The organism is Micromonospora sp. CNZ296 (assembly GCF_007827635.1).
In genome coordinates this window covers 399,198-419,577 of the sequence record NZ_VISW01000003.1, presented here as the reverse complement: position 1 = coordinate 419,577, position 20,380 = coordinate 399,198, and the positions used below count along the sequence as shown (strand labels likewise).

The 20,380-nt window shown below is 73.2% G+C and carries 16 protein-coding genes; 6 read left to right on the top strand and 10 right to left on the bottom strand.

Annotation, left to right across the window (positions count from 1 at the left end; genetic code table 11):
• Positions 1-13 precede the first annotated feature (13 nt).
• On the top strand, positions 14-1,933 hold the full coding sequence (locus FB455_RS07420; RefSeq protein ID WP_013285461.1) for a helix-turn-helix domain-containing protein: 1,920 nt from the start codon (positions 14-16) through the stop codon (positions 1,931-1,933).
• A gap of 37 nt (positions 1,934-1,970) precedes the next feature.
• Here the strand turns inward: FB455_RS07420 and FB455_RS07415 are convergent, their stop codons facing one another.
• The 3 genes from FB455_RS07415 to FB455_RS07405 all read right to left on the bottom strand — a co-directional run bounded on the left by FB455_RS07415 (position 1,971) and on the right by FB455_RS07405 (position 5,337).
• Positions 1,971-2,579 carry a TetR/AcrR family transcriptional regulator gene (locus FB455_RS07415; protein ID WP_013474870.1) on the bottom strand — a complete coding sequence of 203 codons (609 nt, stop codon included), beginning with the start codon at positions 2,577-2,579 and terminating at the stop codon, positions 1,971-1,973.
• 11 nt (positions 2,580-2,590) lie between these two features.
• Positions 2,591-4,156: an MFS transporter gene (locus FB455_RS07410; RefSeq protein ID WP_030271009.1), complete on the bottom strand. Its 1,566-nt coding sequence runs from the start codon at positions 4,154-4,156 to the stop codon at positions 2,591-2,593.
• Positions 4,157-4,275: 119 nt separating this feature from the next.
• The gene (locus FB455_RS07405) at positions 4,276-5,337 is read right to left on the bottom strand and encodes an FAD-dependent monooxygenase (protein WP_145752686.1); all 1,062 of its coding nucleotides are present in this window, start codon (positions 5,335-5,337) and stop codon (positions 4,276-4,278) included.
• 54 nt (positions 5,338-5,391) lie between these two features.
• Here FB455_RS07405 and FB455_RS07400 point away from each other — a divergent pair, with 54 nt between their 5' ends.
• A complete protein-coding gene (locus FB455_RS07400) occupies positions 5,392-5,949 on the top strand; it encodes a TetR/AcrR family transcriptional regulator (RefSeq protein WP_145752684.1) in 558 nt (185 codons plus the stop codon).
• A 58-nt stretch (positions 5,950-6,007) separates the two neighbouring features.
• Here FB455_RS07400 and FB455_RS07395 read toward each other — a convergent pair whose 3' ends face one another.
• The 4 genes from FB455_RS07395 to FB455_RS07380 all read right to left on the bottom strand — a co-directional run bounded on the left by FB455_RS07395 (position 6,008) and on the right by FB455_RS07380 (position 9,954).
• Positions 6,008-6,649: a transcriptional regulator gene (locus FB455_RS07395; protein ID WP_232236670.1), complete on the bottom strand. Its 642-nt coding sequence runs from the start codon at positions 6,647-6,649 to the stop codon at positions 6,008-6,010.
• Positions 6,650-6,739: 90 nt separating this feature from the next.
• Positions 6,740-7,816, bottom strand: coding sequence for an alcohol dehydrogenase catalytic domain-containing protein (locus FB455_RS07390; protein WP_225319659.1), 1,077 nt, complete (start codon positions 7,814-7,816; stop codon positions 6,740-6,742).
• A complete protein-coding gene (locus FB455_RS07385; RefSeq protein ID WP_145752682.1) occupies positions 7,813-9,255 on the bottom strand; it encodes an aldehyde dehydrogenase family protein in 1,443 nt (480 codons plus the stop codon). The genes FB455_RS07390 and FB455_RS07385 overlap by 4 nt, the downstream gene beginning before the upstream one ends.
• Before the next feature lie 45 nt (positions 9,256-9,300).
• Complete coding sequence (locus FB455_RS07380; protein WP_013285453.1) at positions 9,301-9,954, bottom strand: TetR/AcrR family transcriptional regulator; 654 nt, start codon at positions 9,952-9,954, stop codon at positions 9,301-9,303.
• Positions 9,955-10,041: 87 nt separating this feature from the next.
• Between FB455_RS07380 and FB455_RS07375 the strand changes: the two genes are divergently transcribed.
• Entirely contained in the window at positions 10,042-11,214 is a 1,173-nt protein-coding gene (locus FB455_RS07375; protein ID WP_030270999.1) for an acyl-CoA dehydrogenase family protein, read from the top strand.
• A gap of 4 nt (positions 11,215-11,218) precedes the next feature.
• Here the strand turns inward: FB455_RS07375 and FB455_RS07370 are convergent, their stop codons facing one another.
• Both FB455_RS07370 and FB455_RS07365 read right to left on the bottom strand, forming a co-directional pair.
• Positions 11,219-12,256, bottom strand: coding sequence for an aminotransferase class V-fold PLP-dependent enzyme (locus FB455_RS07370; protein WP_030270997.1), 1,038 nt, complete (start codon positions 12,254-12,256; stop codon positions 11,219-11,221).
• 335 nt (positions 12,257-12,591) lie between these two features.
• On the bottom strand, positions 12,592-13,476 hold the full coding sequence (locus FB455_RS07365; RefSeq protein WP_030270992.1) for a hypothetical protein: 885 nt from the start codon (positions 13,474-13,476) through the stop codon (positions 12,592-12,594).
• A gap of 890 nt (positions 13,477-14,366) precedes the next feature.
• Between FB455_RS07365 and FB455_RS34715 the strand changes: the two genes are divergently transcribed.
• The gene (locus tag FB455_RS34715; RefSeq protein WP_435817889.1) at positions 14,367-15,317 is read left to right on the top strand and encodes a golvesin C-terminal-like domain-containing protein; all 951 of its coding nucleotides are present in this window, start codon (positions 14,367-14,369) and stop codon (positions 15,315-15,317) included.
• Positions 15,318-15,356: 39 nt separating this feature from the next.
• Here the strand turns inward: FB455_RS34715 and dnaE are convergent, their stop codons facing one another.
• Positions 15,357-18,890 carry a DNA polymerase III subunit alpha gene (gene dnaE, locus FB455_RS07355; RefSeq protein ID WP_013285448.1) on the bottom strand — a complete coding sequence of 1,178 codons (3,534 nt, stop codon included), beginning with the start codon at positions 18,888-18,890 and terminating at the stop codon, positions 15,357-15,359.
• Between the two features lie 184 nt (positions 18,891-19,074).
• Between dnaE and FB455_RS07350 the strand changes: the two genes are divergently transcribed.
• Both FB455_RS07350 and FB455_RS07345 read left to right on the top strand, forming a co-directional pair.
• Positions 19,075-19,416, top strand: a complete 342-nt coding sequence (locus FB455_RS07350; protein ID WP_013285447.1) for a PadR family transcriptional regulator — start codon at positions 19,075-19,077, stop codon at positions 19,414-19,416.
• The gene (locus tag FB455_RS07345) at positions 19,413-20,357 is read left to right on the top strand and encodes a permease prefix domain 1-containing protein (protein WP_013285446.1); all 945 of its coding nucleotides are present in this window, start codon (positions 19,413-19,415) and stop codon (positions 20,355-20,357) included. The genes FB455_RS07350 and FB455_RS07345 overlap by 4 nt, the downstream gene beginning before the upstream one ends.
• The last annotated feature ends 23 nt before the right edge of the window (positions 20,358-20,380 follow it).

Genomic DNA, 20,380 nt, shown 5'->3' with positions numbered 1-20,380 from the left:
GGGCCCGCGCACAATGTCGGTCATGTCGTCGCCGGTCGAGTTCCTGGAGCTGCTGGCGCGCGAGGCCGCCGCGGTCGAGTTCGAGGGCCCGCTGGTGGCCGCGCGCGCCGCCGGCCTGCCCGCCGAACGGCTGGCCGAGCTGGAGCAGGCGAAGGTGGTGGCGCTGCGGGTACGGGCCCTGCTGGCCCGCAGGCGCCGCCGGGAGACCGAGCTGTCCGGCCTGTACGACACCGCGAGCGACCTGGCCGGACTGCGCGACCTCGACGACGTGCTGCGCGCGATCGTGCACCGGGCGCGGATCCTGCTCGGCACCGACGTGGCGTACATGACGCTCAACGACGACGAGCGCGGCGACACGTACATGCGGGTCACCGACGGCTCGATCTCGGCCCGGTTCCAGCGGCTGCGGCTGGAGCTGGGCGACGGGCTCGGCGGGCTGGTCGCGCAGACCGGCACCCCGTACGTCACCTCGAACTACCAGGAGGACGAGCGGTTCCGGCACACCGGGGAGATCGACGGCGGCGTGGGCGAGGAGGGCCTGGTGGCCATCCTCGGCGTGCCGCTGCGGCTCGGGTCCAGCGTGATCGGCGTGCTGTACGCGGCGAACCGCTCGGCCCGCCCGTTCGCCCGCGAGGAGGTGTCGCTGCTGGTGTCGCTCGCGGCACACGCGGCGGTGGCGATCGACACCGCGCGGCTGCTCGCCGAGACCCGGGCGGCGCTGGCGGAGCTGTCCGCGGCGAACAGCACCATCCGGGCGCACAGCAGCTCGGTGGAGCGCGCCGCCGCTGCGCACGACCGGATGACCGCGCTCGTGGTGCGCGGCGGCGGCATGGAGGACGTGGCGGCGGCGGTCACCGAGGTGCTCGGTGGCGCGCTGCTGGCGCTGGACGCCGAGGGCCGGCGGCTGGCCCGGGTCGGTGAGATCGAGGAGCCGGACCGGGCCGACATCGTGGAGGCGGTCGCCGCGTCCCGTACCGAGGGGCGCAGCGTGCGCCGGGGCCCGCTCTGGTACGCCGCGGTGGTGGCCGGCGCGGAGAACCTGGGCGCGCTGGTGCTGCGCCCGGACGACGAGCTGGTCGACGCCGACCAGCGCATCCTGGAGCGGGCCGCGCTGGTGACCGCGTTGCTGTTGCTGTTCCGCCGGACCGTGGCCGAGGCGGAGGGGCGGGTACGCGGTGAGCTGCTGGACGACCTGATCGCCCGGCCGCTGCGCGACGCCGACGCGCTGCGCGCGCGGGCCCGCCGGATCGGGGTGGACCTGGACGCCCCGCACGTGCTGGTGGCGGTCGGTGACGACGCGTTCGCCGAGACCGGCTCGGCCCGGCAGCGGGTGCTGTCCTGGGCCACCACGTACGCCTCGACCCGGGGTGGCCTTGCCGCGGCGCGTGCCGGACGGGTGGTGCTGATGCTGCCCGGCCACGACGCCGGCGGTGCGGCTCGCGCGGTGGCCCGGGACCTGTCCCGGGTGACCGGCCGCCCGGTGACCGCCGGGGCGAGCGGGCCGTCGACCGGTCCGGCGTCGCTGGCCGTCACGTTCGCCGAGGCGGAGCGCTGCCTGTCCGCGCTCGGTGCGCTGGGCCGGGCCGGGCAGGGGGCGAGCACCACCGAGCTGGGTTTCGTCGGGCTGCTGCTGGGCGCGGTCGGTGACGCCGGGGACCGGGACGTGGCCCGGTTCCTCGCCACGACTGTGGGGCCGGTGCTGGACTACGACGCCCGGCGGGGCACGGCGCTGGTGAAGACGCTGGAGGCGTACTTCGGGGTGGGCGGCAGCCTGGCTCGCGCCGCCGAGCAGCTGCACGTGCACGTGAACACGGTCACCCAGCGGCTGGAGCGGGTCGGGCACCTGCTCGGCGCGGACTGGCAGCGGCCGGAGCGGGCGCTGGAGGTGCAGCTCGCGCTGCGCCTGCACCGGCTGCGCACGCCCGCCCGCTGAGCGGCCGGACCGCGCCGGGCGGACCGGCCGGCCCGGGTCAGCGGACGCGCAGGCCGTCCAGGACCGTGTCCACGATCCGCTCGGGAAGCATCCGCTCGTCGCGCTCGGGGTGCCAGCGCAGCATCCGCTGGGTGAGCATCGGCGCGGTGAGCAGCGACATGGTCACCTCGATGTCGAGGTCGGCGCGCAGTTCGCCCCGGTCGATCGCGCGGCGCAGCACCTCGCGCATCGCCGCGCGCCGGGGCTCGACGATCGCCTCGTACGCCTGCCGGTGGGCCGAGCTGCGGTTCACCTCGGGCACCAGGCAGGGCATGATCTTGCGGACCCGGGGGTCGGCGTGCTGGCCGACGGCGCCGACGAGCAGCACCAGGTCGTCGCGGACGGAGCGCCCGGCGGTGCGGGGCGCGGGCCCCTTGAGCGTGCGCAACGCGTCCAGCAGCAACGCGTCCTTGCCCGGCCAGCGGCGGTAGATGGTGGCCTTGCCGACTCCGGCGCGGGCCGCGATCGCCTCGATGGACAGCGACTCTATGGTGCTGCCCTCGGCCAGCAGGTCGAGGGTGGCGTCGACGATCGCCTCGTCCGCACGGGTGCTCCGCGGTCGCCCGGGCGACCGCGGAGCATCCGCCGTGGAAGTCATGTCAGACATTGTCCACGAACCTACGCGGTACCGGCCAACTCCCTGTCGGTGACCGGCGCCGCGTCGGGGGCGACGACCGGCCGGCCCGGCATCCAGCGCAGCACGATCACGATGCCGAGCGCGGCCACCACCGCGGAGGCGCCCGCCGCCCAGTGCATGGCCGAGACGAACGAGTCGTTGGCCGCGTCGATCAGTCGCGGCGCGTCGGGGCCGAGCCGGCCGGCGACCGCGTACGCCCCGGACACCGACTCGCGGGCCGCGTCGCGCACCGGGGCGGGCAGGGCGGCCACCGCCGGGCCGACCTGGTCGCGGTAGACGGCGGAGAGCACCGAGCCGAGCACCGCCACGCCGAGCGCGCCGGCCACCTGGCGCACGGTGTTACTGACCGCGGAACCGACACCGGCCTTCTCCCGGGGCAGCGAGGACATGATCGACTCGGTGGCCGGCGGCATGATGTTCGCCATCCCGGCGCCCTGGAGGAAGCCCAGCGCCGAGAAGATCCAGATCGGGGTGTCCGCGTCGATGAAGACGAACGCGGCGAGCGCCACAGTGGTGAGCAGCAGCCCGACGGCCGCGACCGCCCGGCCGCCGTAGCGGCGGACCATCGCCGCGCTGCGCGGCGCGAAGATGAGCTGGGCCGCGGCGAACGGCAGGAACAGCAGGCCGCTCTCCAGCGGGCTGTAGCCGCGCACGAGCTGGAGGTAGAACGCGCCGAAGAACATCACGCCCATGGCGGCGAAGAAGACCAGCCCGACCAGGGCCACCGGCGCGGCGAAGCGGGGCACCCGGAACAGCCGTACGTCCAGCGACGGGTGGTCGCTGCGCAGTTCGTGGGCGACGAACCAGCCGAGCACCGCGAGGCCGCCGAGCACCGCGACCCACACCTGCAGGCGGCCGAAGCCGTGCTCGCCGCCGTCGATGATGCCGTAGGTGAGGGCGACCAGGCCGACCACCGAGAGCAGCACGCCGAGCAGGTCGACCCGGCCGGGCTTGGGGTCGCGGGACTCGGGGACCAGGGCCGCGACGAGCACCACGCCGAGCGCCACCACCGGCACGTTGATCAGGAAGACCGAGCCCCACCAGAAGTGCTCCAGCAGCGCGCCGCCGAGCACCGGGCCGATCGCCACCGCGAGGCCGACCGCGCCGGCCCAGACGCCGATCGCCTTGGCGCGCTCGCGCGGGTCGAAGACGTTGGAGATGATCGAGAGCGTCACCGGCATGATGGCCGCGCCGCCGACGCCCATCAGCGCGCGGGCCGCGATGAGCTGGGCCGGGTCCTGCGCGTACGCGGACAGCAGCGAGGACAGGCCGAAGAGCGCCAGCCCGAGGATCAGGAAGCGGCGGCGGCCGAGCCGGTCACCGAGCACGCCGAAGGTGAACAGCAGCCCGGCGAAGACGAGCGTGTAGGAGTTGATCGCCCACTCCAGCTCGCCCTGGGTGGCGCCGAGGCCGTGCACCGGGTCGGCCAGCGTGCGCAGCGCGACGTTGAGGATGGTGTTGTCGAGGACGACCACGAGGAGGCTGATCACCAGCACCCCGAGGATCGCCCACCTCCTCGGGTGTCCGGTGTTCTCGTGTGGTTCCACGTCCGTGCTCCCCCCGGTTTCCCCGCGTCGGAATACGATACGGGTCAGACTCGTAACGGAGCCGAGCGTAGGTGAGCGGGTTTCGATACGGAACGGGTTCGTATCGAATGTGTCTCAGGTCACGCGGGCGGTCCGGCCGCCAGCGCCAGTCGCAGCAGCGCGTCCCGCACCGGCAGCAGCCGCCGCACGCCGGACAGCCGCCCCGCCCACCGCGCCCCGGCCGCGATCCGCTGCGTCGGACGCCGGCGCCTCCTGTCGTACGCGCGCAGCGCGGCCGGCACGTCCCCGGCGTCGCGCAGGCAGTCGGCGAGCGCCACCGCGTCGATCAGCGCCTGGCAGGCGCCCTGCCCGAGGTCCGGGGTCATCGCGTGCGCGGCGTCGCCGAGCAGTGCCGTCCGGCCGGCCACGTACGACGGCAGCGGCGTGAGGTCGCGGATCTCGTGCCGCAGGATCCCGTCCGGCGTGAGCGCGTCGAGCACCCGTGGCACCGGCGGGTGCCAGTCACCGAAGAGGCGGCGCAGCTCGGCGCGGTCGTCGGGCGGCGCCGGGTGCCCCTCGGGCAGGCGCACCGCGGCGTACCAGTTGGTGCGGCCCGGCCCGGCCGGGGTCAGCCCGAACTTGCGCCCCCGCCCCCAGGTCTCGCCGCCCTCGGCCAGATCCAGGTCGACCACGCCGCGCCAGGCCACCGCGCCCGCGTACCGCAGCGGATACCGCTGCCCGTACATCTGCGCGCGCACCACGCTGTTGATCCCGTCCGCGCCCACCACCAGGTCGTACGCGTCGCGCAGTGACCCCGGGCCGGTCACCGGGGCGCCGAGGCACAGCGCCGGTCCGGGCAGCGCGCCGGCCAGGACGGCGAGCAGCACCGGCCGGGTGACCAGGTGCACCGGCTCGCCGTGCCGGCGTTCCAGCCGCTCGACGTCGACGGTGGCGATCCGGCTGCCGTCCGGGCGCCGGATCGACCCGCCGGCCTGACGGCTGCCCCGGCGGCGCACCTCGTCGCCGACGCCGAGGGCATCCAGGGCGCGCATCGCGCCGGGCCAGATGCCCAGCCCGGTGCCGGTGTGCGGCAACGCGGCCGACCGCTCCCGGACCGTCACCTCCCAGCCCGCCGCCCGCAGGCCGATGCCCGCCGCGAGCCCGCCGATCCCGCCCCCGACCACGACCGCGCGTCCGCCCATGCCGTCACCGTACTACAGATGTAGTCGAGTGCACTACGCCTGTAGTCTGTCCGGGTGACCGATCGCCGGCAGCTCCTGCTCGACGCCGCCATCCGGGTGCTCGGCACCGGCGGGCCGCGCCAGCTCACCCACCGGGCCGTGGACGCGGAGGCGGGCCTGCCTGAAGGCTCCGCGTCCAACCGGTTCCGCACCCGGGAGGCGCTGATCACCGGCGTCTTCGACCGGCTGGTCGAGGTGGAGACGGCGGCCTGGCAACGGCTCGCCACGGACCTGCCGCCGGGCGACGTCACCGCGTTCGCCGCGGTGGTCGGCCGGCTGATCCGGGAGTTCACCGACCGGCAGCGGGTGGTCACGCTCGCCCGGTACGCGCTGTTCGTCGAGGCGACGGCGCGGCCCGATCTGCGCCCGGCCATCGAGGCCGCCCGGGCACGGCTGGCCGGCTGGGGGGAGCCGCTGCTCGCCACGCTCGGCTCGGCCGATCCGCCGGCTCACTTCCGGATGCTGCTGGCACTCGTCGACGGGCTGCTGAGCAACCAGCTCGCCTCCCCCGATGACGGCTTCGACCCGGAGTCTGCCGTCGCCACGCTGGTGCGCGGATTCCGCACCGGCTGATCCTGGTCGCGCCGGTCTGCTCGCGCCTGGCGTCAGTCCGCCGTGTCAGGAGCCGGTGTCAGGTGGCGCCTCCTGCGGCCAGGCAGGCCAGCGTCGCCTCGCCGAGCGTGGTGAGGCGCTGCGGAGCGGCCGAGGAGGGCGGGAACGGCTCGATCCACCCCGGACCGGCAGCGAGCACGCGTACCCCGGGCAGGTCCCGCCGCAGACGGACCAGGCGGTACGCGCGGCCGGTCAGCGGCGTCTGCGACCAGACCACCACCACCCGCGGACGGACCCGGACCACGGCACTGGTCAGCGCGGACCACGGCAGCGCCGGGCCGAGGTGCAGCGCGCCCCGGCCGCGTTCGCGCAGCGCCGCGGCGAGCGCGTGCAGCCCGAGGCAGTGCGTCTCGTGCTCGGCGCCTGCGAGCAGCACGCCCTGGGCGGGAAGCGGCCGGGACGGCTCACGGCCGAACACGTCCAGGCCGACGCGTACCCCCTCGGAGAGGGCGTGCTCGACGGCGATCTCGGCGGCGCTGTCGCCGCGCAGCGTGCCGAGCAGCGGCAGGCAGACCTGTTCCCAGGCGGGCACCACCCCGGCCTCGGCGGCCAGGTCGAGCACCAGCCCGGCGACCCGGTTGTCGTCCAGGTCCTCGGCGGCGGCGGTCAGCCGTTTGCGGGCCGTCTCGACGGCCCCGGCCGGCATGTTCTCGGTCAGCAACGGACGTACCCCCGGGTAGCTCTCCTACCCTGGGGTTCGTCCGCACGGCCCGATCCGGATGCGCCGGCGGCGAATCCGGCCGGAGCCCGGTCAGTCCGGGAACGTGACGACCCAGCGGGCGCCCTCGCCGCGGGCCAGCCGCTCCAGCGCCGCGGGCGCCTCGGTCAGCGGCACCGTGCCGCTCACCAGCGGCCCCAGGTCCAGGTCACCGGCGGCGAGCGCGGCAGCCAGTTCCGGGACCTCCCGGTCCGGGTCGGTCGAGCCGTACACCGAGGAGCGCAGCGTGCGCGCGGAGTGGAAGATGTCCAGCGCGGAGAGGCTGAGCATGTCGTCCTTGCCGCCCATGCCGACCACAGTGACCGCTCCCCCGCGCCGCGTCGCCCGCCAGGCGGCGCGGATGGTGACGGACCGGCCGACGCACTCGAACGCGTGGTCCACGCCGCGCCCGTCGGTGCGGGCCCGGATCTCCTTGCCCAGCCGGTCGTCGGAGCGCAGGAAGTCGGTCGCCCCGGCGGCGAGCGCGAGGTCCCGCTTGGCCTCCACCACGTCCACGGCGAGGATCGGCGCCGCGCCGGCCCGCCGCGCGGCGGTCAGCACGGCCAGGCCCACTCCGCCGAGCCCGATCACCGCCACCGACTCGCCGGGGGCGACCCGTGCGGTGTTGCGGACCGCGCCGACGCCGGTGAGCACCGCGCAGCCGAGCACCGCGGCCTGCTCCGGCGGCAGTCCGGCGGGCACCGGTACGGCGGCGTGCTGCGGCACCACCACCTCCTCGGCGAGCGCGCCGAGCCCGAGCGTGACCTGAAGGGGCTCACCGGCGGCCGTCTCGCCCCGAGGTGTGGACGGGTTGGGGTTGGCGGCGCAGAGCCACGGTTCGCCGTGCCGGCAGTGCCAGCAGTCGCGGCAGGCCGGCGCCCAGTTGAGCACCACGGGCGTGCCGGCCGCAAGCGTCGTACCGGGTCCGGCCTCGGCCACCACACCCGTCGCCTCGTGCCCCAGCACCAGCGGGTACGCGGGCGCCAGCGTGCCGTCCACCATGGCCAGGTCGGAGTGGCAGATGCCGGCGGCGCGGATGCGTACCCGCAGTTCGCCCGGGCCGGGCGCGGGCAGGCGTACCTCCTCGACCGCCGGTGTGGCGCCCCGGCCGCGTACCACGAGCGCCCTCACCGCTGGATCGCCTTCAGCTCGGTGAACTCCTCCACGCCGTACGCGCCCAGCTCACGGCCGAGGCCGGACTGCTTGTAGCCGCCGAACGGGGCGAGCGGGTTGAACGCGCCGCCGTTGACGTCGACCTGGCCGGTACGCATCCGCCGGGCCACTGCCAGCGCCGCGTCGGAGTCGGCGGACCAGACCGCGCCGGCCAGCCCGTACCGGGAGTTGTTGGCGACGGCGACCGCCTCGTCGGTGTCGGCGAACGGGATCACCGCGAGCACCGGGCCGAACACCTCCTCCTGGGCGAGCGCGCTGTCCGGGTGCACGTCGGCGAAGACGGTGGGCGCGACGAAGTGCCCCTGCGGCGGCAGTGGCGCGTCCGGGCCACCGGCGACGAGCCGGGCGCCGTCGGCGAGCGCCCGGTCGACGTGGTCGCGTACCCGCCGGGCCTGCGCGGCGGAGGCGAGCGGGCCGAGCCGGGTGGCCGGGTCGAACGGGTCGCCGAGCCGGTAGCCGGCAACCGCCGCCGCGACCAGGTCCAGGGCCTCGGCGTAGCGGTCGCGGTGTACGAGCATCCGGGTCCAGGCGGTGCAGGTCTGCCCGGAGTTGAGCAGCGCGTTGCCGACGCCGACCTTGACCGCGGTGGGCACGTCGGCGTCGGCCAGGATGACGTTCGCCGACTTGCCGCCGAGTTCCAGCGACACCCGGGCGATCCGCTCGGCGGCCAGGTGGGCGATGCGCCGGCCGGTGGCGGTGGAGCCGGTGAACGAGACCAGGTCGACGTCGGGGTGCGCGGCGAGCGCCTCGCCGACCACCGGGCCGGTGCCGGGCACCAGGTTCACCACGCCGGGCGGCAGCCCGGCGTCGGTGATCGCGTCGAACAGCAGGTACGCGGTCAGCGGCGTCAGCTCGCTGGGCTTGAGCACCACTGTGCAGCCGGCGGCGAGCGCGGGCGCGACCTTGGCGACCACCTGGTGCAGCGGGTAGTTCCACGGGGTGATCGCGCCGACCACGCCGACCGGCTCCCGGACGACGAGCGAGTTGCCGACCGTGTGCTCGGCCGCCGGGCGGGCGGCCAGGTCGACGATGCTCCGCAGCACCGTCAGCGGCAGGCCGGCCTGGACCCGGGTGGCGAGCTTGAGCGGGGTGCCCAGCTCGGTCGCCACGGTGCGGGCGATCTCGTCGGCGCGGGCGGCGAGCGCGCTGTGCAGCCGGTCCAGGTGCGCGGCCCGCTGCTCGGGGGCGGTGGCGGCCCAGCCGGGGAACGCGGCACGGGCGGCGGCGACCGCGCGGTCCACGTCGGCCGGTGTGCCGGCGGGCACCTCACCGACGATGCTCCCGGTGGCCGGGTTCTCCACCGGGATGGTGTCGCCCGACGACGGGTCGACCCAGTCACCGGCGACGTGCAGGTGGCGGCGCGTCAGCAGGGCGGGAGGGGCGGCGGCGAGATCCATGGCGTCCTTCGGGGGCGGCGGAAACTAGCGGTGGGAGTTTCGACGCTACTCCGGACCGCCGACCCGTTCCAGCGGGGCGACGGTGGCGGCGTACTCGGCGGCGAGCCCGTGCAGCAGCGCGTCCAGGCCGAGCGTGAACGCGCCCTCGTCCACGCTGCGCTGGTGTCCGGCGAGCCGGTGCGCCTGGTTGAGGTGCGGGTGCGCGGCGTAGAGCGAGGGGTCCTCGACGAAGCCGCGGGCGAACGAGCCGAGCGCGGACCCGGCCACGAAGTAGCGCATCGCGGCGCCGATGTGGGTGGCCCGCGCGGGCGGCCAGCCGGCCCGGACCAGCGCGCCGTAGACCGCGTCGGCCATGGCGAGCGCGGCCGGACGGCGGCCCGGCCCCTGCGCCAGGTACGGCACGATGTTCGGGTGCGCCGCCAGCGCGGCCCGGTACGAGCGCGCCCAGCGGCGAAGCGCATCGAGCCACTCGCACTCGTCGAAGACGCCGATGTCGACTGTCGCCGCGACACCGTCGGCCACCGCGTCGAGGATCTCCTCCTTGGTGGCGAAGTGGTTGTAGAGCGAGGGGCCGCGGACGCCGAGCGCGGCGGCGAGCCGCCGGGTCGAGAGCGCGTCCAGCCCGTCGGCGTCGATCAGCGCCAGCGCGGTCTCGACGATCCGGTCGCGGGTGAGCAGGGCCTGTCGGGGTCGGGGCACCTGGTCATCATCCTCCCTTCGACATCGGGTCTGGACGCGGTAAAACTTCCAGCGCTAGTTTAGAGCCAGTCGACCTGAGGGGGCACCGTGGACTTCGCACTGTCCGACGAGGAACGCGCGATCCGGGACACCGTTCGCACGTTCGTCACCCGCGAGGTGATGCCGCTGGAGGCGGAGGTGCTGCGCCGCGAGCGCGCCCACCAGCCCGGCCTGGACCGCTCCGAGCTGCGCGAACTCCAGCTCAAGGCGAAGAAGTTCGGCTTCTGGGGGCTGGCCACGCCGGAGGAGTACGGCGGGATGGACCTGCCGGCGGTCATGCAGTCGCTGATCTGGACCGAACTGGGCCGCAGCTTCGTGCCGTTCCGCTTCGGCGGCGAGGCCGACAACATCCTGTTCCACGCCACCGAGGAGCAGAAACGCGAGTTCCTGATCCCCACCATCGAGGGCGAACGGATCTCCTGCTTCGCCATCACCGAGCCCGGCGCGGGCTCCGACGCGGCGAACATCAAGCTGCGCGCCCGCCGCGACGGCGACGACTGGGTCCTCGACGGCGAGAAGACGTTCATCACCAACGGCAACGACGCCGACTTCGCCATCGTGGTCGCGGTGACCGACCCGGAGAAGGGCGCCCGCCGCGGCGGCGCCACCGCGTTCCTGGTGGACCGCGCGATGGGCTGGCGCTCCGAGTTCATCCAGACCATGGGCGAGGGCGGCCCCGCCTCACTGATCTTCGACGGCGTACGGGTGCCGCACCGCAACATCCTCGGCGAGATCGGGCAGGGCTTCACGCTCGGCATGGAGTGGATCGGCAAGGGCCGCTACACCATCCCGTCGCACGCCATCGGCATCGCCGAGCGCGCCCTTCAGATGGCCATCGACCACGCCAACACGCGGGAGACGTTCGGCGCGCCGATCGCCACCAACCAGGCCATCCAGTGGATGATCGCCGACTCGGAGACCGAGCTGGAGGCGGCCCGCTGGCTGATCCTGCGCTCGGCCTGGACCGTCGACCAGGGCCTCGACCCCCGGCACGCCTCCTCCATGGGCAAGCTCTACGGCGCCGGCATGGTCAACCGGGTGGTGGACCGGGTGCTCCAGATCCACGGCGGCATGGGCTACACCCGTGAGCTGCCGATCGAACGCTGGTACCGGCAGGTCCGGCTGTACCGGATCTTCGAGGGCACCGACGAGATGCAGCGGCTGATCATCTCCCGCGACCTGCTGCGCGGCTACACGAAGATCGGCGGCCACCTGGCCTGAGCAGTCAGCCGGTCAGCGCCTCGACCGCCCGATCCACGTCCGCCTCGGTCGTGTAGAGGTGGAACGAGGCGCGCACCCGGCCCGCCCGTACCGCCGCGCGCACCCCGGCGCGGGCCAGCCGCTCCTGCGCGTCCGGCACGTCCACGCTGACGATCGCGCTGTCGCCGGGCGGCCGGCCCAGCCCGGTCAGGAACCGGTTGGCCAGCCCCACGTCGTACGCGCGCACCGCCTCCGGGTCGAGGTCGGCGAGCAGTTCCAGCGCCGGGGCGGTGCCCGCGTAGCTGAGCCACGGCGGCGCGATGTCGAACCGGCGCGCGTCGTCGGCCAGGCGCAGTGGCAGCCCGTAGTAGGAGGCGTGCGGCTCGCGGCCCGCGTACCACCCGGCCGCGTCCGGGCGCATCCGCTCGCGCAGCGCCGGGGCCAGGTAGGCGAAGGCCGATCCACGCGGCGACATCAACCACTTGTACGCCCCGACCACCACCGCGTCCGCCCGGTCCGCCGCGAACGGCAGCCACCCGCACGCCTGCGTCGCGTCGGCCACCACGAACGCGCCGTGCGCCCGGGCCGCCGCGACGATCTCGTCGTACGGGAGCACTGTGCCGTCGGCGGACTGCACCACGCTGAACGCCACCAGATCGGTGTCGGCGTCGATCGCGTCGACCAGGCCGGCCAGCGGCACGGTGCGTACCCGCACGCCGCGGTCCTGCTGCACCAGCCACGGGAACAGGATCGAGGTGAACTCGGTCTCGGGGACCACCACCGTTGCGCCCGCCGGCAGCCCGGCCGCGATCGGCGCGACGAGTTGTGACGCGCTGGCGCCGATGCTCACGTCGGCGACGTCCACACCGGTCAGCCGGGCGAACGCGGCCCGGGACCGGTCCACCGACTCCTCCCACACCTCGAACGACACCCGCCCGGTCCGCCAGTCGGCGAGCACCCGCTGCACGGCGTCCCACACCGGCTCCGGCGGCAGTCCGTAGGTGGCCGTGTTCAACCAGCCCGGCTCCGGCTGCCACAACTTCTGCGCCTGCTCCAGCTCCATGCCACCGACGCTAACCACCCCCGCCCCCACCCCGGCACCGCCAATCCCACCCCCGTGGCCCCACCCCGCCCGAGCCCGCCCCACCCCGCCCGCGATCTTGCACTTTCGGCCCCGGCAAATCGTGGCAAACCAGCGATCCGCAGGGCCGAAACTGCAAGATCGCGCGGCACGAGCAGGGGCGCGGGGGCGGGCGGGGACGCGACGCACCAGCACCCCCGCCCGGACGATCATGAAGTTGGCGGTGCCGGCTGTCCGAATTGTCGCCGCCAACCTCATGATCGTCGCGGAGGGTGGGGCGGGAGGTGGGGGGCGGTGGAGGGGGCGGAGGGTGGGGGTCAGGTCGGTGGAGGGAGGTCGGCCAGTGCGGCGGCGATCTCTGCGCGGACGCGGGGCAGGGGCCACCCGGCCAGGTCCCGCAGGGAGTGGTGGCGGCGCAGGTGTCGTACCGCGGTCAGGCCGACCAGGTAGCCGCAACGCTTCGGCAGACCGCCGGCCAGCGGCGAGTCCCGCATCAGGAAGTACGGGGCGTGGTGCTCCGCGTCCGTGGCGTCGAGGTCGGCGCGTACCCGGCGCAGGATCTCCGGCCACCGGCGGCGGCACTCGTCGAGCCACCGCCGGTGACCGGGGCGGCCGAACCAGAGGTACTCCTCGTCCGGCCGGCCGGCGTCCAGTTCCGCCGTGACCTGTGTGGCGAGCCCTTCGGTGAACAACGCGTTCGCCACCCCGCACTCGGGCCAGTCGCGGATCGCGGCGCCGCGGTCGTGCACCACGTGCGCGGCCTCGTGCCGCACCAGCAGGTCGAGATCCTCCGGCGGCCCGAGCTGTTCCACTGCGAGGAAGAGCGCGTACCTGCCGTTCAGCTCTCCGGCCCAGCCGTTGGCCTGGTTCAGCCCGACCAGCACCACGCACTCGACCGGCCCGCCGTCGCCGGACCAGCCCAGCGCACCGGCCACCGCCGTGACGCCGTCGGGCAGCAGCGCGCGTACCCTCTCGGCTCGTGCCGCCAGGTCGGCGGCGCGGCCGCGGAGCCCGTCCAGGACGGATGCCACGCCGGCGGCGTCGGACCAGTCGCCGTCGCGGCGCAGCACCCGGACCGCGTCCGGATGCGCGGCCAGGTAGTGCGCGCTCCACGGCTCCGGCGACGCGGACCGGCGCCCCTCGGCGCAGGCGAGGAAGTCGGGCACCAGGTCACGAACGCGCAGCAGGTCGGCGGGCGGCATCCGCCCGATGCTGCCCGGCCGTGGCCCGCCGGGCAACACCGCGACGGTACGGGGGCAGCTCACGCCGACCAGGCCGAGGGGTGATCCCCGAGCACGGTGGACACCGCCTCCGGAACGGGCCGGGGCGCGGCGGCGGGCGGCGCGACTGCCGGAGATGCCGCACACCTGAAGGAAGTCTTCATCAAAGGGCCCGTTGATGCAAGGTATCGACATAGACGAACGTCACGCTATAGGGTGCGGCGAACCGGCGACGTGAGCCAGTCGCCCCCTGTAGTGGACGAGGAGTGCCTGTGACGATTCGGAGACCCTCGCGTCGGGTGAGCCACCTGCTCGGCGGCGCCATGATCCTCATGATCGGCCTGACCGGCCAGCCGGCCCAGGCCGCGCCACAGCACGGCGCGCAGCCGCTCGCCGCCGCCTTCGACCGGGCCGCCACCGCCTCCGACGTGCCGCGCGACCTGCTCGCCGCGCTCGGGTACGCCGAGACCCGCCTGGACGGCCACGGCGGCGAGCCCAGCGTCTCCGGCGGATACGGCGTGATGCACCTGACCAGCAACCCGAAGGTGCGGACCCTCGACGAGGCCGCGCGCCGGACCCGGCTGGACCGCGCCGAACTGCGTACCCGGGACGCGGCGAACGTGGCCGGCGCGGCGGCGGTGCTGCGCTCCTACGCCGACGAGGCCGGGCTCACCGCGGCGCAGCGCGACGACGTCAACCAGTGGTACGGCCCGATCGCCCGCTACGGGGGCTCGACGGACGCGGCCACCGCCCGGCTGTACGCCGACTCCGTGTACGACCTGCTCGCCAGGGGCTTCATCGCGACCACCGCCGGCGGCGAGGTCAGCGTGGACGGCCGTCCGGTCGCACCCCAGCGGGGCCGGTACGCCGCCGTGGCGCCCTTGGGCACCGGCGACTTCGGCACCCTGAGCACCGACTACGGCCCGGCGGCCTGGGTGCCGGCCAACTCGTCCAACTACACGGTCTCCAGCCGCGAGTCGGCGTACCCGATCAACTACATCGTCATCCACACCATGCAGGGCAGCTACGCCGGCTCGATCAGCTGGTTCCAGAACGCCGCCGCCGGCACCAGTGCGCACTACCTGCTCCGCTCCTCCGACGGCGCGGTGACCCAGATGGTGCGGGACAAGGACATCGCCTGGCACGCCGGCAACTGGACCTACAACACCCAGTCGATCGGCATCGAGCACGAGGGGTACGTCGACAACGCCTCCTGGTACACAGACGCGATGTACCGGTCGTCGGCGGCGCTGACCCGGTTCCTGTGCGACAAGTACGGCATCCCGAAGACCCGCAACAACATCATCGGGCACAACCAGGTGCCGGGCGCCACGCACACCGACCCCGGTCCGAACTGGAACTGGACCTACTACATGCAGCTCGTCACCGGCGGCACCACGCCGCCGCCGACCACTTGGTCGACGGTCGTGGACAACACCACCGCCGGCCGGTTCACCGCGAGCGCCAACTGGAGCACCTCGACGTACTCGGCGCAGCGCTACGGCGCCGACTACCGGTACGCCAACCCCGTCGCGGCCAGCGACGCCGCCTGGTACAAGGTGAACATCCCGGCGACCGCCACCTACCGGGTGGAGGTCTGGTATCCGGCCGTCGCCGGCTACAACACCAGCACGCCGTACATCGTCGCGACCACCAGCGGCAACCAGACGGTCTCGGTGAACCAGACAGCCAACGGCGGTACGTGGCGTTCGCTGGGCACCTTCACCCTGGCCGCCGGGGACGCCAACAAGGTGGGTGTCAGCCGATGGTCCGGCAGCACCGGGTACGTGATCGCCGACGCCATCCGCGTCACCCGCGTCTAGCGGCACGTCCCGGCGCCGCGCCGGAGGCGCTCGGCCCGGTCAGCTCACGTTGGCCGGGCCGAGCACGCTCTTCAGGTCACCCATCAGCGCTGTGGTCGGCGCGACCCGGAACGGGCCGAGACGCAGCGTGGTGACCTTGCCGCCGTTGAGCAGCTTGACGTGCACCTCGGTGTCGCCGGGGTGCAGCACCAGCGTCTCCTTGAGCCGTTCCACGAGCGGCGGCGTGCAGCGGTGCACCGGGATGGTGAGCGTGATCGGCTTGCTCCCCGGGGTGCTGCTGACGTCCGGCATGGACATGTCCATCGCCATGATGCGCGGGGTGTCGTCGCGCCGGTCCACCCGGCCCTTCACCACCACGATCGCGTCCTCGGCGATGTACTGCCCGATCACCTCGTACGTATTCGGGAAGAACAGCGTCTCCACGCCGCCGGCGAGGTCTTCGAGGGTGGCCGACGCCCAGGCCCGGCCCTGCTTGGTGACCCGGCGCTGCACGCCGGAGAGGATGCCGGCCAGCGTGACCACCGCGCCGTCGGGCACCGTGCCCTCCTCCGACAGCGCGGCGATCGTGGTATCCGCGGCGGCACCGAGCACGTGCTCCAGACCGAAGAGCGGGTGGTCGGAGACGTACAGACCGAGCATCTCGCGCTCGAACGCGAGCTTGTCGCGCTTGTCCCACTCCCCCTCGCCGATGACCGGCATGACAGTGGTGCTGCCACCGGTGTCCGCCTCGCCGAATCCGGCGCCGAACAGGTCGTACTGGCCGACCGCCTCCTTGCGCTTGACGTCGGCGTACGCGTCGATGGCGTCGGCGTGCACGGCCAGCAGGCCCTTGCGCGGATGCTGGAGCGAGTCGAACGCCCCGGCCTTGATCAGCGATTCGATGGTCTTCTTGTTGCAGACGACGGCGTCGACCTTGGACAGGAAGTCGTAGAAGTCGGTGTAGTCGCCCTTCTCCTCGCGGCACCGCATGATCGAGGCGACCACGTTCGCACCGACGTTGCGTACCGCGCCGAGACCGAAGCGGATCTCCTTGCCGACCGGGGTGAACGGCCCGGCCGAGGTGTTCACGTCCGGCGGGAGCACCTGGATGCGCATCCGGCGGCACTCGGACAGGTACAGGGCCATCTTGTCCTTGTCGTCACCGACGGAGGTGAGCAGCGCGGCCATGTACTCGGCCGGGTAGTGCGCCTTGAGGTACGCGGTCCAGTAGGAGACCAGGCCGTACGCGGCGGAGTGGGCCTTGTTGAACGCGTAACCGGCGAACGGGACCAGCACGTCCCACACGGCCTGGATGGCCTCGTCGGAGTAGCCGCGCTCGCGGCAGCCGTCCCGGAACGGGATGAACTCCTTGTCGAGGATCTCCTTCTTCTTCTTGCCCATCGCCCGGCGCAGCAGGTCGGCCTGGCCGAGCGTGTAGCCGGCGAGGATCTGCGCGGCGCGCTGCACCTGCTCCTGGTAGACGATCAGGCCGTACGTGGGCGCGAGGATCTCGCGCAGCGGCTCCTCCAGCTCCGGGTGGATCGGGGTGATCTCCTGGAGCCCGTTCTTGCGCAGCGCGTAGTTGGTGTGCGAGTCCACGCCCATCGGGCCGGGCCGGTAGAGCGCCAGGACGGCGGAGATGTCCTCGAAGTTGTCCGGCTTCATCAGCCGCAGCAGCGAGCGCATCGGCCCGCCGTCGAGCTGGAACACGCCGAGCGTGTCACCGCGGGCCAGCAGCTCGTACGCCTGCCTGTCGTCAAGCGGCAGGCCGAGCAGGTCCAGCTCCCGGCCGTGGTTGAGCTGGATGTTCTTCACCGCGTCGTCGATGATCGTCAGATTCCGCAGGCCGAGGAAGTCCATCTTCAGCAGCCCGAGCGACTCGCAGGTCGGGTAGTCGAACTGCGTGATGATGACGCCGTCGGAGTCGCGCCGCATCAGCGGGATGTGCTCGATGATCGGTTCGGCGGACATGATGACGCCGGCGGCGTGCACACCGGTCTGCCGGATCAGGCCCTCGATGCCCTTGGCGGTCTCGATGACCTTCTTGACGTCCGGGTCGGACTCGTAGAGGCCCCGGATCTCGCCCGCCTCGGCGTAGCGCGGGTGCTTCGGGTCGAAGATGCCGGACAGCGGGATGTCCTTGCCCATCACCGCCGGGGGCATGGCCTTGGTGATCCGGTCGCCGACCGCGTACGGGAAGCCGAGCACGCGGGCCGAGTCCTTGATCGCGGCCTTCGCCTTGATCGTGCCGAACGTGGCGATCTGCGCGACCTTGTCCTCGCCCCACTTGTCGGTCACGTACTTGATGACCTCACCGCGCCGGCGCTCGTCGAAGTCGATGTCGACATCGGGCATGGAGACGCGTTCGGGGTTGAGGAACCGCTCGAAGATCAGGCCGTGCGGGATCGGGTCGAGGTCGGTGATGCCCAGCGCGTACGCCACGAGCGAGCCGGCCGCCGAGCCGCGCCCCGGGCCGACCGCGATGCCCTGGCTCTTGGCCCACTGGATGAAGTCGGCGACCACGAGGAAGTACGACGGGAAGCCCATCTGGATGATGACGCCCAGCTCGTACTCGGCCTGGACGACGTGGCCCTCGGGGATGCCGCCGGGGAAGCGGCGCGCCAGGCCGGCGAAGGTCTCCTTGCGGAACCAGGATTCCTCGGTCTCGCCCTCGGGGATCGGGAACCGCGGCATCAGGTTGTGGAACGTGAACATGCCGGCCGGGTCGACCTTCTCGGCGACCAGCAGCGTGTTGCGGCAGCCCTGCTGCCACAGCTCGGAGGAGTCGACGGCGCGCATCTGGTCGGCGGACTTGACGAAGTAGCCGCCGCCCTCGAACCGGAACCGGTTCGGGTCGGCCACGTTGCTGCCGGTCTGGACGCAGAGCAGCACGTCGTGCGCCTCGGCCTGCGCCTCGTGCGTGTAGTGCGAGTCGTTGGTGACCACCGGCGGGATGTCGAGCTTGCGGGCGATCTCGGTGAGCCCGTCGCGGACCCGGCGCTCGATGTCGAGGCCGTGGTCCATGATCTCCAGGAAGTAGTTGTCCTTGCCGAAGATGTCCTGGTACGCGGCCGCGACCTTGAGCGCCTCGTCGAACTGGCCCAGCCGCAGCCGGGTCTGCACCGCGCCGGACGGGCAGCCGGTGGTGGCCATGATGCCCTCGGCGTGCTCGGCGATCAGCTCCATGTCCATCCGGGGCCACTTCACGTAGTGGCCCTCCATGGAGGCGCGGGAGTTGAGCTTGAACAGGTTGTGCAGGCCGTCGCGGTTGGCCGCCCACATGGTCATGTGGGTGATCGCGCCGTTACCGGAGACGTCGTCGCTCTTCTGCTCGGGGCGCCCCCACTTGACCCGGGCCTTGTGGAAGCGCGACTCCGGCGCGACGTACGCCTCGACGCCGAGGATGGGCTTGACCCCGGCGTCCATGGCCTGCTTGTAGAAGTCGTTCGCGCCGTGCATGTTGCCGTGGTCGGTGATCGCCACCGCCGGCATGCCGAGCCGCGCCGCCTCGGCGAAGAGGTCCTTGAGCCGGGCCGCCCCGTCGAGCATCGAGTACTCGGTGTGTACGTGCAGATGCGCGAACGAATCGCCCATGCGTGGCGCCCCCCGGGTTGTGGATCAAGCTGCGTCGGAGTCGACCGACCCACCCTACCGAGGTGATCGTGCGGGCTCCACCGTCCGCGCCGAGGGTGGCCCGGGTCTCTCCGGCCGACCGGTGTACGGCACGCGATGTTCTTCTCTGTTGCAATGGTGTGTGGCACACAGTATCGTGTTGCACATGGTCAGCGAAGAGGTCCTCCGGACCCACCTCCAGGAGCTACGGCGCGGCACGGTCGTGGTGGCCAGCCTGGTCGCCCTGCACCGCCCCGACTACGGATACGCCCTGCTGCAACGGCTGGCCGCGCACGGCTTCGCGGTCGACGCCAACACGCTCTACCCGCTGCTGCGCCGGCTCGAGGACCAGGGCCTGCTGACCAGCGAGTGGAACACCGAGGAGAGCCGGCCGCGCAAGTTCTACCGGACCAGCGACGACGGCGAGGCCGTCCTGAACCGCCTGCTCGACGACATGACCGCGGTGCGGACGTCCGTCACCGACCTGATCGAAGGAGCGGAACGATGAGTTCCCTGACCGACCGTTACGTCGCCGCCACCATGCGGACCGTGCCCGCGCAGCGCCGCCTGGAACTGGCCGAGGAACTGCGCGGCTCCATCGCCGACATGATCGACGACCGGACCTCTGGCGGGCAGGACCACGCCTCCGCCGAGCGCGAGGTGCTCACCGAGCTGGGCCACCCGGAGAAGCTCGCGGCCCGCTACAGCGACCGCACCCTGCAACTGATCGGCCCGCGGTACTACCTGACCTGGTGGCGGCTGCTGCGGCTGCTGCTCACGTACATCCCGGCGATCGTGGGCGTGCTCGCCGGCCTCGCCAAGGCGCTCATCGACGGCGAGCCGGGCGCGGCGATCGGCGCGGCGATCGTGGCCGCGATGCAGACCGCGGTCCAGATCGCGTTCTGGGTCACGCTGGTGTTCGCCGTGCTGGAGCGCACCCGCACGCCGCTCGGCCTGCCCGAGTGGACCGTCGACCAGCTCCCCGAGGAGAGCCGGGAACGGCAGATCAGCCACTCCGACAGCATCGCCTCGGTGGTGTTCCTGCTCGTCACCGTCGGCTTCCTGATCGGTCAGCACTTCCAGCGCTGGACCACCGACGACGGTTCCCGGATGGCGGTGCTCGACCCGGCGCTCTGGGGCTTCTGGCTGCCGGCCCTGATCGTGGTGCTGCTGGCCACCGTCGGCCTGGAGATCGCCAAGTACCGGGCCGGGCGGTGGACCTGGCCGCTGGTCGTGGTCAACGCGGTGCTCAACGCGGCATTCGCCGCCCCGGTGCTCTGGCTGCTCGCCACCGACCGGCTGCTCAACCCGGAACTGGTCGAGCGGTTCGCCTGGCTGCGCGACGGCGGGACCGTCGAGTTCGCCCGGGTGGCGGGCGCGGTGGTCGTGCTGGTCGCGATCTGGGACGTGGTCGACAGCGCGGTCAAGGCCGCCCGCGCCGCGCGCTGACGCCCGGCGCCGCGCTCCCCGTC